The sequence below is a fragment of the Streptomyces sp. NBC_01485 genome (assembly GCF_036227125.1).
Classification (GTDB): Bacteria; Actinomycetota; Actinomycetes; order Streptomycetales; family Streptomycetaceae; genus Streptomyces.
Genome location: NZ_CP109435.1, coordinates 5,305,190 through 5,319,079, shown reverse-complemented (window position 1 = coordinate 5,319,079; position 13,890 = coordinate 5,305,190). Strand labels below are relative to the sequence as shown.

The following is a 13,890-nucleotide window of genomic DNA, read 5'->3' as shown; positions in this document are numbered from 1 at the left end:
CTACACGACGGTCTCGTACTGGGTACGGCGCGGCGGCCTGGCCCTCAGATGGCCCGTCGTCGCGGCCGTAGTCGGCCGAGAAGACTGGGCGGCGCGAGTTCGTGCAGCGGGAGGACTTGTTACTGCTGGACCGGCCAGCGCACTGCTGAAGGATCGCTTCGGGCGCTCTTCGTGGAGGCGGACGATCTCGGCGAGGTGTGCCGCGGTGAAGCGGTATGCGCGGCCAACGCGGGTGTGCGGGATGAGGCCACGCCGAGCACGGTCCTTGACCCACCAGGCAGAACAGCCGAGGGCTTCGGCGATTTCTTCGGGACGGTAGAGACGGGGCAAGGGGGCTCCGCCCTCGGTGCCGGGAAAGCGCACGAGGGCAGGGGGTATCTCGGAGCGGTGCAAGAAGGGCGAGTCCTAACTCGGTTGGGGGCGTGCTCGGTCAGCGGTGCTGAGCGGACCTCGTCACGTGGCGGTCGGCCTCTGCAGCAGCACGAGAGGCGAGACGAGGAGGGCTTCGGCGATCACGACGAGGTCGTCGACGTCGCAGCGTCGTTGGATGCGTTCGATGCGGGACAGCGTGGTGTTGGACATCGGGTGGCCGAGCGCGGTCACGCGGCCGGCCAACTGGCGTTGCGACAAGCCGCGTTCAGTACGGAGGATTTCGATGGTGCGGGCCGCGCGTATTCCTACAGGTCCGATTTCCAATGGGCGTGCTGGCATGGCTCCAATTGAAGCGTCCATTCGCCGGTTTGGTTAACCGGCGATCGTCGTCTATGTTCCGCTCTCGCGGTTCGCTGCGAAGCGGTCTCCCGGGAGCGGGAAGGGACGAGGACCGACAGGTCGAGCGGCGTCCCGAGGATGCTCTGACGTGGGATGTTGTGTTGTAGCTTCCCCGTCGGCGGCACGTCAACGGCTTCCCGATGTGATGCTTCTGGCTCGGCAGCCAGGGCAACTATTTCGTCAACGGCCGATCGTGTCCTACAGTTTTAGGACCTCCCTTTACCGCCTGCTTTTTCGGCAGCCTTTCTGCCGTAAGAGATTGCGCGGGATGGGGCTGGACTTGCGCGGGATGGGTGTGGCTATGTTGACGACACCCCCGGAAAGCGCGAGCGGCCATCAGCGCGCCCCGCGCCGCCGGCCGGTCAACTCCCCTGCCCCTGACGCCCGTACCGCCACGATCGACGGTGAGCCGTGGGTGCTCACCCACCTGCAACCGAGTGAGGAACCGCCCCTCTTGGCACGAATCCGCACCATCAAGCCCGAAGCCTTCGTCTCCGAGTCCCTGGCCGCCGTCACCCTGACCGCCGAGCGCACCTTCCTCGGCCTGCTCACCCAGGCCGACGACCAGGGCCGCCACCGCGATCACGCCGCGATCGTCGCCGGACAGTTGTGGGTCCTGCGCCCCGAGCACACCCCGTCCGATGTCGAGACGGACCTCGCCCAGCTCGCCGATGCGGGTCTGATCTGCCGCTACAAGGGGCCGGATGACAAGCGGTTCCTGCACATCGTGACCTGGCATCAGCATCAGAAGATCAACCGGCCCAGCGTGAGCCGCCTCCCCGGCTGCCCGCACCACGACGTTCCGGTCGGAGCCAATCCGAGCGCAGCCGGGGTCGGCGTCACGGAGCCCTCACTGCCATCTCACGGAGCCTTCCGTGAGGGCACACCGGAGATACCCAAGGCCGCACTGAATCCGGGCACCGATGAAGAACCCGCAGGTCAGGGCAGATTCACGCAATCCTCCGTGAAGGCTCACGGAGGACTCCCGGAGCCGTCGGTGAGGCCTCACTGCCCGGATCTAGGACCTAGGATCATGGATCTAGGAAGTACTCCTTCGGGGGGCGCAAGCGCCCCAGCGCCCGACACGGTCTCGGCGCAGCAGCTCATCACCGAGTACGTCGCGGCGTGCAACCACCGCCCGCCGGGCGACTTCCTGGGCCATCTGGGCCGACAGGTGCGCAAGCTGCTCGACGAGGGCGTCGCTCCCGCCCACCTCCGAGCCGCGCTCGAACGCCACCGGGCCAAGGGCATGCACCCCAGCTCCCTGCCCAGCCTCGTGAACGAGGTCATGAACGCCACGCCCAACACCCCTGCCGTGCACCGGCCGTGGACCAACCCCACCGATGTCGCCGCCGCCTACGGAGGTGAACTCTGACCGCCACCCTCACCCGCGAGCCGCTCCCCGTCGGCCCGCTCGCCGACCGGCTCAACGGGATCCTGGCAAGCCGTGGCATAGATCCCGCCACCACGGCCGCGGAGCCGCCGGCCGAGCCCGTCACCGCCCTGGAACTCGCGGACGCCCGCATCCCCGCCCGCTACCGCCGCGCCCTGGCCGACCACCCCCAGATCACCGCCTGGGCCGACCACATCTCCGGAGCAGGACGCCCCGGACCCGGCGGACCGGGCATCGCCGAAGGCCCGTCGCTGCTGATCGCCGGCCCCACCGGCACCGGCAAGACCTACCAGGCGTACGGCGCCGTACGCGCCCTCCTGCGCCGAGGCGTCCGCCTGCGCTGGGAAGCCACCACCACCGCCGACCTCTACGCCCGCCTGCGCCCCCGCGCCGGCCACGACGCCGAACGCGACCTGCAGACGCTGGCCCGCTGCCCGCTGCTGCTCATGGACGACCTCGGCGCGGCCAAGACCAGCGAGTGGACCGAGGAGCTCACCTACCGGCTGATCAACCACCGGTACGAGCACATGCTCCCCACCCTCATCACCACCAACCTGCCGATCCCCGAGCTGCGCACCGCGCTCGGCGACCGCGTCACCTCACGCCTCGCCGAGATGACCGAACGCGTCGTCCTCACCGGCCCCGACCGACGACGCCGCACCGCGCCCACCGTCTGACCGGCCCGCGCTCACCTCACCCCATCCCCCTCGCATCACCGCCCACACTCACGCCTGCCCTCGGAGAGCCTCTGCATGACACCAGGCCCCACAACGCCCCTCAGCCTCGAAGACACCGGCATAACCTTCCTGCCGCACTGGCTCCCTGCACCGGCGGCTGCCGCAATCCTCCTCGTGGTCGCCCTGGTCGCCGGATGGGCTCTGTGGCGGCGCGTCCGGAAGTCCGTCGGGCAGGGACGTAGCTCTGCCGCGGTGCGAGTTGCCGCTGTCGCCGCACTCGGCTGCACCGCCTACAGCGCAGACACCAGCTGGCGCTTCGCCGCCGACTACCTCGACATGGGCAGCACCATCGAACGCGCCGCGATGTTCGCCGCCGCCGAACTCGCCCTGTTCGCCACCGCCCTGCTCGCCCGGCAAAACCTCAACGGCCCGAAGCAGGCGCCCGGCCTGCCCGGCACCCTCACCTGGGTGATCACCGCCGTGCAGATCCTGCCCGCCTACGCCGAATCCGGGCTGGTAGGCGGAACGGTGCGGGCGTTCGTCGGCCCGGTCATGGCTGCCATGCTCTGGCACCTGGCCATGGGCATCGAACTGCGCCACCGCAGCCCACACGCCGACTCCCGCGGCCTGGCCTCCGTCCTCGCCCGACAGGCGCGCGAACGGCTGCTGGCCCGCCTGGGGATCGCCGACCGGGACGCGGACGCCGCCCGGATCATCCGCGAGCGCGCCCTCGATCAGGCCGTCACCCTGATCCTCCGGGCAGAGGCGATGACACCGGGGCAACGAGCCAAGCGGCGAGGCCGGCGCCTCACCCGCCGCCTGCACCAGGCCCTGGAGCAGGCCGACATCGACCGCGACAAGCGCCAGGACGAGCTGCTGCTGCGCAAACTCGCCACCCGCCAACAGGCACTCGCCCTGGCCGCCATCCCGCTGCCCGCCCGCTGGCCCGCCTCCACGCCGGACCCGACCGGCGGCTCCGTAACCGCCCGCCCGCGCGCCATTACAACAAAGCGGGCAGAGAAGCCGGGCCGCCCGCCCGAGAGCGATGCGGGCGACGACACCATCGACCGGGCAGCCCGCCCGGAGCCCGAAAACCGCCCGCAACGGCCCGCCCGCACCGCCACCAGCCCGGAGCCGATGCCGGGCAAGGAGCCGCCTGATGCCGTTCCGGGCAAGGCCGCGCGGGCAAAGCCAAAGCGCCCGAAACCCAATCCGCGCGCGACACGGGCCCTCCTCACCGAGTACGCCCATCGCATCCACGGCGAGACCGGACGTCTCTCCCGCGACCTCCTGGAGGACACCGTGCGCGAGGACGGCTACAGCGTCGCCAGCGACACCGCCGGGGAGGTCGTGCGCGCCATCAAGGCCGACCCGAAGGCCGCTCGCGCCAGCCACCCCCACTGAGCCCCTCCACCCACAACACTCAAGGAATACCGCCCAATGCACGACTTGCACCACGAACTGCCCATCGGCCAAAAGGAGATGACCACCGCAGCCCCAGACGGAGCAAGTTGGAGGTCCGGACACTCCCCCGCAGGGGGAGCGCCCGAACCCGACCCCGCCCCGGGGGTGGCGGGGCCCGTCCGGCGCCAGGGGGCGCCGGACGGGAAGGCTGCGACCGAGGGCGGATCGCAGCCGGGAAAGGCCGGCCGCAAGCGCCGGACCAAGATCAAGGGGAAGGCGCGTCCGCGCGACAAGAAACAGCGTCCCGCCCAGAGTGTCCGCCTCAGCGATCAAGAGCACGCCATCATCCAGGCCGGCGCCGATGCCGTCGGCATGAGTCTGGCCAGCTTCCTCGCCCACTCCGCGCTGGCTGCCGCCCGCGACCAGTCCCGCACCGCCGCCACCATTGCCACCGAACGCCATGTGCTCACCGAGCTGTTCGCCATGCGCCGTCAGCTCGGCTGGGCCGGCAGCAACCTCAACCAGGTGGCCAAGGCCCTCAACTCCGGCGGCGATGTACCCCACCTCAAGGAGGTGCTCGCCGACATTCACTGCACGGCCCACGCCGTGAAGAAGGCCGCCGACCGGGTCACCAACCGCCAAGAGCAAGAAGGCGAGGCGGCTTGATCCCCAGCATCCACAAGCAGGGCAGCCGTACCCTCGGCCTGCTCCGCTACCTCTACGGCAAGGGCACACACGAGGAGCACATCGACCCTCACCTGGTCGCCTCCTTCGACCACATGGCGCCCGACCCCGGCCGCGACCCCTCGGCCACGATGGAGGACCTCAAGCAGCTCCTCGACCAGCCCCTCCATCTGCTCGACGCCGACCAGCGACCCGAGAAGCACGTGTGGCACTGCTCGGTGCGCGCCGCCCCCGACGACCCGATCCTGACCGACGAACAGTGGGCCGACATCGCCCGCCGCATCGTCGCGGCCACCGGCATCGACCCCGACGACGGCGCCGGCTGCCGCTGGGCTGCCGTCCGCCACGCGGACGACCACATCCACATCGTCGCCACCCTCGTACGCGAAGACGGCCGCCGCCCCGACCATCACCGTTCCGGCAAACGCGCCCAGGCCGAAGCGCGCCTCATCGAAGCCGACTACGGCCTCCACCGCGTCACCCCCGGCGACGGCACCGCAGCCAAGCGCACCACCAGCGCCGAGCGGCACAAGGCCGAACGTCTGGGCAAGGAGCGTGCCTCCCGCGAGGAACTGCGTGAGACCGTCCGCCGCGCGGTGGCCGGTGCCGCTTCCACAGATGAGTTCCTCGGCCGCCTCAAGGACGCCGGGCTTCTCGTCCGCGTCAAGGTCATGCCCTCCGGTGACCTGAAGGGCTACAAGGTCGCCTTGCCCGACGACCGCAACGAGGACAAGGAGCCGATCTACTACGCCGGATCCACCCTCGCCCCCGACCTGTCGCTGCCCCGTATCCAGAAACGCTTCACCACCGACTCCGTCCCAGCGGAGGCCGCCGACAGCGAGAGGCCGGAACGCCCTACCGCGCCCTCGGCACCCGCTGCGGCTCGGCGCACCACCGCCCACGCGGCCTGGGCGGCACGGCTCGTCCTCGACCACAGTGGCGACGACGGCGCGGCTGCCGCCCAGATCGCCGCCACCGGCGAGATCCTCGACGCCCTCGCCAAGACCTCCGCCCTCCACACCCGCAACGAACTGCGCCAAGCAGCCTGGGAGTTCGAGCGGGCCTCCCGCTCCCACACCCGAGCCGAGTTCCGCCACGCGCAGGACCTGCGTCGCGCGGCACGCGACCTGGTGTACAGCGGTCCCGCGCTCGGTCGGGGCGAGGACGGGGCCGGCACCGCGATGGTCCTGGACACGCTGGTCTTCCTCGCCATCGCCGCCTCCCACTGGCACGCCCAGCGTCATCACGCCCAGCAGGCCGAGGCCGCCCACCGGACCGCCGAGCACCTGCGGGCCGCCTACCAGCAGGCAGCCACCGAACCCCTCACGGTGCTGCGCGAACGTGGCCGCCGTATCGCCCCGTCCCTGCGCCACCACTACGCCACCACCGTGCGCGCCGCCCTGCCCGAGCTCGCCGAGACCGTCCTGGCCGAGCCCGGCTGGGACGCCCTGGCTGCCACCCTCGCCGACGCCACAAAGGCAGGCCACAACCCGCAGGCCCTACTCGCCGAGGCCGCCGCCCGCAGGGAACTGGGCACCGCCGATTCCATCAGCGACGTCCTGGTCTGGCGCCTGCGTCACATGGCCGGCCTTCCCGCCTACGCGCCGTCGACCCCGGAACCTACCCAGGCCGGCCGCCTCACGCCCGGCCAGGCCGTGACTCCGCACATCGCAGCGCCTTCGGCACCACGCGCACCGCGCCGCTGATCCCGGCACGGGTCCGTAGCCGACCACGCCGCTGACGACACCGGCTGCGCGTTGCACGACGGGCCCGACCGGTCCTCCCGGTCGGGCCCATCACGCATTTATGCCAACAGCCAGCAACGGCCCCACGTTCAGAGACGCTCGGCCTCGTTAAGCCGTATCCACCAACGGTCAACTCCGAGTACCTGGACCGAGGATGAACGCCGGGGCGCGAAGCGCTGTCCCATGGCGTCGAGTCCCCATCGGCGTTCAGGGAGCGCCATGCGCCTTGTCGACGGCCTTCGCCAGGTGGGCGTCAACCAGGGCCGCGCTGCCAGAAACTGCTACGACCACCGTCCCGGTACGGACGGCCGTCTGTTTGACCACGCTGGCGCGTCCGCCAGCAGTGAAGGTGAGCAGCTGGCTCCACCGCTCGTCACCCAGCCTCGGGGCGGGCAGCTTCCGCGTCGTGACCGTGATAGGGGTGGCGCCGACGAGCACCTGGTACATGTGGCAGGAGGTCATCGCCTCGAAGATCTGACCCACGCCTTTCGAGAGGTTGTCCTCGGTACCGCTGTACAGCTCCTCGGCCACCTCCGAGTTGCTGCCGCCCTCATAGGCGAAGGATGCCTTCGCCTTGCGGGGGAAGTCGAGGCTGCCGCCGACAGCTACGTCGCCGCCCAGCTTGTCCAGGGCCGGGCAGCCGGACACGGTGACGTCGTCGTGCCGCTGGGGCTGCTGCGGCTTGCGGGTGTAGCCCTCGCCAAGGTCGCTCTCGTCCAGGAGGCGCTTGCTCAGCTCGGCCGAGGACAGCAGCGCGGACACCGCGGCGCCCTTGGCGGCGCGGTGCGCCTGGGCTGTCGCCGAGGACGCCTTCCCAGGGGACGTGGAGGAGACGGTGGAACAGCCCGCCAGGGCGGGGACGGCGAGGGCACTCAGACACAGAGCGGTGATGGTGTGACGACGCATGCGGAACCCCCAGGGTGCTGCGGAGCGGATGGTCTGACTGAACCGACCCGGTTACGGTGTCGGCGGGTAGCAGGGGGTGGGGGCTCAGTGGCCGAGGTGGCGCAGGCCGTCTTCGAGGGTGGGATGGAACCGGTCGACCGGCCCGGAGTTGCGGTTGTACCAGGCCGCGTCCAGGCCGGACTCCCTCGTCTCGTGGCCGGCCCGGCAACGCAGCCACACCGAGTCGTCACGCAGGCAGAAGACGATCCAGTCCCGGTACGAGCCGCACGCGGGGCACGTACGGACCTCGCAGTCGATGACGAGCGGCTGCTCCCAGCGCATCATCAGCCCGGCCACCTCCTGTCGCGACGGGACCCGCAGATCCGGCGGCAGGAACTCGGACACCGCCCCCTCGGGTGCGGCCGGTGCCAGCGCAGCCGCGCCGTCGGCGTTGTCGGGCAGGGGCGGTTGGCTGTGCATCTGTAGCAGCGTGTAGCCCGCGCGCTGGGCTTCATGGAATGCGCGGTCCGCGCGAGCTCGTCGAAAGAACAAGATCTTCTTCCTCTCTGTCTTCTGGTGAGCGCAGGGCACGGGGCGCACCCGCGCTCACCTGCTGAAACTCAGGGAAGTTGGCTACGGCTAGCGCCACAGCCTGCTCCGGGGAGCGGTGTCGTCAGTTGCGGCGGACGACGGTGAGCCGGCCCTCGGCGCTCTTGGGCACGGTGCGGCGGGGCACCGGGACCGGTGAGGCAAGCGATGACGCGAACACGGCGACCAAGTCGTTCGGAACACTGGCGCTGAAGCTCGCGCACCACAGGTACGCGGCGCCGAGCACGGGTTCCGCCCACGCCTGCCAGCCCACCAGGTCAGGGCGCGGGTCGGCGTCCTCGATGAGCGGCGGCAGCATCTCCATGGAGACGCTGGAGGACAACCCGGGGTCTGTGGCGGTGGTGCGGGGGCGGTCCACGTCGCGGATCCAGCCCTGGGCACTGAGCGCGTTGATGACCGTCTCAGGCCCGTCGAAGCTGACGTGGGGCGCCTCGCGGGCGTCGAGCGCTATGAGGAGATCGGCGAGCGCCTCGGGAGGGATACCAGCGGTGAAGTACGCATTCCACTCCGTCAGCGCGGAAGCGGCATGCGGGCGGGCGCTCAACTGCCAGGCAACGGGCAGTCCGCCCAGCTCGAACGGGTAGGCCGCGAGGATCCACTCGGCGCCGCGCAGCCCGTCCGGGCTCACGTACAGCAGGGTGTGGCGGGCCGTAGGCCACATGCGCCAGCCGAGGCCGGCCAGGGTGTCGCCGATCCGCTCGGCGAGTACGCCGTCGTCACCGGCCAGGTGGCGGGGAGTGACCGAGTACACCGGGTCCGACGAGTCGGAACGGGAAGGATCGCTGGAGTGGTGCGGGTGCAGGGGCGCCTCCGTGGGCTCAGGGGAGGTTTTCCGTCAAGACGTTGTACGTTGACATGGTTTGCAGCAGCACACCAGTCTTTGCGGGATCTTTCCTGTCTGCCCCCGGCGAACTGTTGTCCTTGGACAGCGAATCCAGTCGTCCGCCCCGCGCTGGCCTGCGGCGACTAACTTGATTGTCAAGGGCGTTGATGAGGCCGTCCCCGCTCACCAACGCCGTGACCTGCGACGACTGCGTTGGATGTCAAGGAATTCCACGGACTGGGTTCGATGTCGGCGGACAAACTGATTGACCTGTCTCACCGGAGTTGGGTCGTGTCTCACTGAAGATGGACAGATGCTGGTCCGTCTCATCGAAGGTGGACAGCAGGCGCGCGACCAGCTCGAAAGTGGAGCCGGAGTCGGAACTCACCGTCGATGGTGCGCCGACCCCCGACACGGGAAAGGCGCCTGCCGGTGAGACCTCCGTAGCCTCGCGCTGACGCCGAGGCCCTGGCCAAGTACTCGATAGATCGGGCGTGACCAGCGCTACCGTGCATCGGTACACCTTCGGTGAGACGGGTCGGCTGCGCACCTATGCCGAGAGGATCAACTGCGGACCGGGCATCACTCCTGGGCGGAGGCGGTCAACTCCATCATCGCCTGGGCGTAGGTTGCGCCGTCAATCTCCTCGTCGTGGTACTGGCGCATCAGCTCGTCGATCTTGGCCTGTAGCTCTGTCCGGTCCATCGTTATCTCCCAACATGTCAGTGTCGCAAGGTGGGGACAGTAGCGCGACACGCACCGCACGACGGCGCTTTCCCCAGATCGAGGACACCTTGCCCTTCCACTTCGAGCTGGTCGCGCGCCTGCTGTCCACCTTCGATGAGACGGACCAGCATCTGTCCATCTTCAGTGAGACACGGCCCAACTCCGGTGAGACAGGTCACTGATGCAGTGGCACCCCACTGTCCTGTGACAGTCGATCTTCCTCTTTGTCACTGAATCTTGCTCAAGCGCGGCTTGTCGCCACTACGGTTTACTCGATGGGGGGCGAGGCGACCGGGTGAGTACTGCGGGTGCGGTAGAGCAAGCCACCGCCGGAGATGGGTTCACGCTCCGCGTCGGCGGTGCTGAAGGCCACGAGCGAGTTGTCCCGTTGGATCACGGCCACGGGCTGGCGTGGGAGGAGGCAACTCCGGTACGGACGTTCCGCTGGTCGCGCGGACTCAGGCATTTCCCAGGCTGGTGGTGGGCCGCATCGACTGGACGCCATGTGGGGTTCGAGTCGTGGCTGGAACAGGATCGGCTGATCCTGTTGGACTTCGATCCGGGTGTTGTGGGGATCGCTTCGCAGCCGTTCTGGCTGCACTGGCGTGACGGGAAAGAGAAGCGGCGCCATGCCCCGGACTACTTCGTACGGCTTGCCGACGGCCGTGCTCGCGTGGTCGATGTTCGTGCCGAGGACCAGGTCGACGAGCGGACGGCCGAGGCGTTCGCCGCGACCGAGCGGGCCTGTTCGGCGGTCGGCTGGGAGTTTGAACACGTTGGTGTCCCGGACCCTGCGCTGATGGCGAATCTGCGGTGGCTGGCCCGCTACCGGCATCCGCGCTGCGCCGGCAGACCTGAGATCGCAGCCCGATTACAGGAGACCTTCGCAGCGTCGACGCCGTTACTGACGGGAGCCGAGGAAGTCGGGGATCGGCTGGCGGTGTTGCCCGCGCTGTTTCATCTGATGTGGCGGCAGGAACTGGTGGCCGATCTCGCGCATGAGCGGCTGGGCCCCACCACGCTGGTTCGGGCCGCTGATTCGGTTGGGGGCTCCTGGTGAACGCGGGACGTCGGCCGCAGCGGCCTGTCGGAGTGTCGATCGGCGATCGAGTACGAGTGGCCGGGGTCCTGCACACGGTGATCGCGGTGTCGGGCACGACCGTGCGTCTCGCGGACACAGATGGTGCGGTCACCGATATCGGTCTGATCGAGTTGTCGGCGGCCGAGGATTTCGAGGTGGTACGCGCGTCGTCGCGGACGCCGGTTCCGCCGTCGACGCCGTTGGAGGGTCTGCCGGAGGCAGTGGCGGCGGAGGCGTTGTGGTGGGAACAGCACATCGTGGAGGTGTTGCGCGGGGTTCCGCCGCAGGCGCCTGCCGGCACGAGGCCGAAGCCGGAGTACGACCCGGCGGTGGTGTCGCTGACCCGCCGTGAGCAGGCCAAGGCGGCGGAACTGACCGCTGCGGGGCGGCCGGTGACGGCGAGCGCGATCACTAAGCGTCGCCGCCGTTATGAAGCCCGCGGAGTGGTCGGGATGGCCGACCACCGGTCCGCCAAGCCGGTCAGCGCGCACGGCCGGGTGGACCCGCTGGTGGTGGAGGCGATGCAGAAGGCGGTCAACGAGGCTGCCCAGGGCTCCACCCGGACGGCGACTTATCTGTTCTGGAAGACCGGTCAGATCCTGGAGGCGGATCACGGCCGGGGTGCGGTGGAGTTGCCGTCTCAGCGCAGTCTCTACCGGCTGCTGGAGAAGCTGTCGGCGGGCAAGCACACCACCGGATCGGCCCGCACCCGCCGGTCGCTGGCGGACCGGCCCGACGGGCCGTTCGGGGAAAGAAGTGCGGCCGCGCCGGGCGAGTTGATGCAGATGGACTCCACCCCGCTGGACGTGCTGGTCCGCCTGGACGACGGGGTTCCCGCACGGGTTGATCTGACTGGCATGATCGATGTCGCGACCAGGAGCCTGACCGCAGCGGTGCTGCGGCCGACGACCAAGTCCGTGGACGCCAGCGTGTTGCTGGCCCGCACCGTCACCCCCGAGCCGATGCGGCCCGGCTGGGCACAGGCGCTGGCGATGTCACGCTCGGCGTTGCCGTTCAGGCGGTTGCTGGACATCGACGCGCGTCTGGAGCACGCCGCCGCCCGTCCGGTCATCGTCCCCGAGACCATCGTGGTCGACCAAGGGACGGTGTTCATCTCCCGCAACTTCCGGGCCTCCTGCAACTTTCTCGGCATCAACTTCCAGCCGGTGCACGATGCATCGGGCTGGGAGAAGGGCCACATCGAGCGGATGCTGGGTTCGGTCGGAACTTTGTTCGCCCAGTTCGTGGCCGGTTACACCGGCTTCAACGCCGAGCGCCGCGGCCGGCACGTCGAACAACAGCCGCTCTGGTCCTTGCTGGAGCTGCAGGAACTCCTGGACGAGTGGATCGTGGTCTGGCAGAGCCGGCCCCACGACGGGCTGCGCGACCCCCTCCACCCGGGACGGATGTTCAGCCCGAACGAGAAGTACGCCGCTCTCGTCGAGACGGCCGGTTATGTCCCGGTCGCGTTATCGGCTGATGACTACATCGAGCTGCTGCCCGCGACCTGGCGGGCGATCAACGCCTACGGCGTGAAGATCAAACACCGGACCTACGACGACCAGGCCCTCAACCCGCTGCGGCAGCAGCGATCGGGCGTCAAGGACCGCAAGGATCTGTGGGAGATCCACTACGACCCCTACGACGTGTCCCGCATCTGGGTCCGTGACCACTGGAACGGCGGCTGGATCACTCTGTTCTGGAAACAACTGCACCGCGTCGCCGCCCCGTTCGGCGAACTGGCATGGGACCACACCCGCCGCACCCTGCCCGGAGCGAGCGAGGAGCAACTCGCCGATGCCGTCGCAGACCTGCTGCGACGAGCCCATCAGGGACCCGCTACCAGCGGTGACGCAGGCGGCAGAGCCAGACTCAGCCGCCGGGACCGACGCGTCGCCGCCCGCACCAAGTCCAGTCCGCCATCCACCCCGATCCCGCCCGAGGCACCCCCTGCCGACCGCGTTGCCGACGGCCAAGCGGGGCAGAGCGACGACACTCCCGAGGGGAACGTCGCCAAGGTGATCCCGATGCCGATCTTCGACCCGTTCACGGAAGCGGACAAACGGTGGTGAGCCAGGTGCCAGGACAGGGCGGGAATTCCACAGACGGGTACGGGCATCTGCAGCTGACCACTCTGCCGGGCTGGCGCGGGTTCGTCACCGAGATACCCGCGCTGCCGGAGTTGCTGCCCGAAGCGATCTGGTCGGGTCTCGCGGACGACAAACGAGCCAGCTACGACGATGACCGCATCGACCACCACTCACGATTGCTGGTGGTCCAGACTCCCACGATCCGCCAGGTCATCACCTCGGGCCGCCGCCTGATCCAGATGAACAAGAACGCCCACTACGGACGATGCGGCCTGATGGTGTCCGGCCCCGCCAGAACCGGCAAGACCACCGCGCTCACCCAACTCGGCAAGACCGTCGAGGTGATCCACCGACGGCGGCACCCGAACTCCTCCAGCGACATCCCGGTCATCTACATCACCGTCCCACCGGCCGCCACCCCCAAGATGATCGCGATGGAGTTCGCCCGGTTCTTCGACCTGCCGATCTCCACCAGGAGCAACATCACCGACATCGCCGACGCGGTCTGCGGCGTCAGTACGGACGCCCACGTGACCCTCGTTACGGTCGACGAACTCCACAACCTCAACACCGCCACACGCGCCGGCGCCGAAGCCTCCGACACCCTGAAGTACTTCTCCGAACGCATCCCGGCCACCTTCGTCTACGCCGGAATCAGCCTGGAACGCACCGGACTACTCTCCGGCGCGCGCGGAGAACAGATCGCTGGCCGGTTCGGGATGGTCCGCACCGGACCGTTCTGCCAGGACCAGCAGTGGACCGCGCTGATCGCAGCCCTGGAGGACAGTCTGAGGCTCCACCGCCACCGGCCCGGTGTCCTCACCAGGCTCGACCGCTACCTGCACCAGCGCACCCACGGGATGATCGGAAGCCTGCTCTGGCTGATCCGCGGCGCTGCCATCAACGCGGTCCTGGACGGCACCGAGAAGATCACCAAACAGGCCCTCGACACCGTCGACGCCGACTTCACTTCCCAGTCCCCACGGCCACCCGCCACGTGAT

14 protein-coding genes are annotated in these 13,890 nt (G+C 69.2%); 8 read left to right on the top strand and 6 right to left on the bottom strand.

The genetic code is table 11. From position 1 onward, the window contains the following. Complete coding sequence (locus tag OG352_RS24160; protein WP_329219724.1) at positions 1-363, bottom strand: helix-turn-helix domain-containing protein; 363 nt, start codon at positions 361-363, stop codon at positions 1-3. A gap of 90 nt (positions 364-453) precedes the next feature. Further along, complete coding sequence (locus OG352_RS24155; RefSeq protein ID WP_443072324.1) at positions 454-630, bottom strand: helix-turn-helix domain-containing protein; 177 nt, start codon at positions 628-630, stop codon at positions 454-456. A 595-nt stretch (positions 631-1,225) separates the two neighbouring features. Between OG352_RS24155 and OG352_RS24150 the strand changes: the two genes are divergently transcribed. From OG352_RS24150 to OG352_RS24130, 5 genes are all read left to right on the top strand, one after another. Next, a complete protein-coding gene (locus OG352_RS24150; RefSeq protein WP_329219721.1) occupies positions 1,226-2,146 on the top strand; it encodes a hypothetical protein in 921 nt (306 codons plus the stop codon). Beyond that, the gene (locus OG352_RS24145) at positions 2,143-2,841 is read left to right on the top strand and encodes an ATP-binding protein (protein WP_329223941.1); all 699 of its coding nucleotides are present in this window, start codon (positions 2,143-2,145) and stop codon (positions 2,839-2,841) included. The genes OG352_RS24150 and OG352_RS24145 overlap by 4 nt, the downstream gene beginning before the upstream one ends. Positions 2,842-2,916: 75 nt before the next feature. Further along, positions 2,917-4,245 (top strand): hypothetical protein, encoded by a 1,329-nt coding sequence (locus tag OG352_RS24140; protein ID WP_329219719.1) that lies wholly within the window; start codon positions 2,917-2,919, stop codon positions 4,243-4,245. Positions 4,246-4,281: 36 nt separating this feature from the next. Further along, positions 4,282-4,911 (top strand): plasmid mobilization protein, encoded by a 630-nt coding sequence (locus tag OG352_RS24135; RefSeq protein WP_329219718.1) that lies wholly within the window; start codon positions 4,282-4,284, stop codon positions 4,909-4,911. Continuing rightward, positions 4,908-6,635: a relaxase/mobilization nuclease domain-containing protein gene (locus OG352_RS24130; RefSeq protein ID WP_329219716.1), complete on the top strand. Its 1,728-nt coding sequence runs from the start codon at positions 4,908-4,910 to the stop codon at positions 6,633-6,635. The genes OG352_RS24135 and OG352_RS24130 overlap by 4 nt, the downstream gene beginning before the upstream one ends. A 246-nt stretch (positions 6,636-6,881) precedes the next feature. Here the strand turns inward: OG352_RS24130 and OG352_RS24125 are convergent, their stop codons facing one another. From OG352_RS24125 to OG352_RS24110, 4 genes are all read right to left on the bottom strand, one after another. Next, positions 6,882-7,580: a hypothetical protein gene (locus OG352_RS24125; protein WP_329219715.1), complete on the bottom strand. Its 699-nt coding sequence runs from the start codon at positions 7,578-7,580 to the stop codon at positions 6,882-6,884. 84 nt (positions 7,581-7,664) lie between these two features. After that, positions 7,665-8,039 (bottom strand): hypothetical protein, encoded by a 375-nt coding sequence (locus OG352_RS24120; RefSeq protein WP_329219713.1) that lies wholly within the window; start codon positions 8,037-8,039, stop codon positions 7,665-7,667. 193 nt (positions 8,040-8,232) lie between these two features. Beyond that, entirely contained in the window at positions 8,233-8,919 is a 687-nt protein-coding gene (locus OG352_RS24115) for a DUF317 domain-containing protein (RefSeq protein ID WP_329219711.1), read from the bottom strand. Positions 8,920-9,573: 654 nt separating this feature from the next. Beyond that, positions 9,574-9,696, bottom strand: coding sequence for a hypothetical protein (locus tag OG352_RS24110; RefSeq protein ID WP_329219709.1), 123 nt, complete (start codon positions 9,694-9,696; stop codon positions 9,574-9,576). Between the two features lie 409 nt (positions 9,697-10,105). Between OG352_RS24110 and OG352_RS24105 the strand changes: the two genes are divergently transcribed. The 3 genes from OG352_RS24105 (at position 10,106) to OG352_RS24095 (ending at position 13,889) form a co-directional block, all read left to right on the top strand. Next, positions 10,106-10,777: a TnsA-like heteromeric transposase endonuclease subunit gene (locus OG352_RS24105; RefSeq protein ID WP_443072502.1), complete on the top strand. Its 672-nt coding sequence runs from the start codon at positions 10,106-10,108 to the stop codon at positions 10,775-10,777. Between the two features lie 542 nt (positions 10,778-11,319). After that, positions 11,320-12,870, top strand: coding sequence for a Mu transposase C-terminal domain-containing protein (locus OG352_RS24100; RefSeq protein WP_329223940.1), 1,551 nt, complete (start codon positions 11,320-11,322; stop codon positions 12,868-12,870). Positions 12,871-12,875: 5 nt separating this feature from the next. Next, positions 12,876-13,889: a TniB family NTP-binding protein gene (locus OG352_RS24095; protein ID WP_329219705.1), complete on the top strand. Its 1,014-nt coding sequence runs from the start codon at positions 12,876-12,878 to the stop codon at positions 13,887-13,889. The last annotated feature ends 1 nt before the right edge of the window (position 13,890 follow it).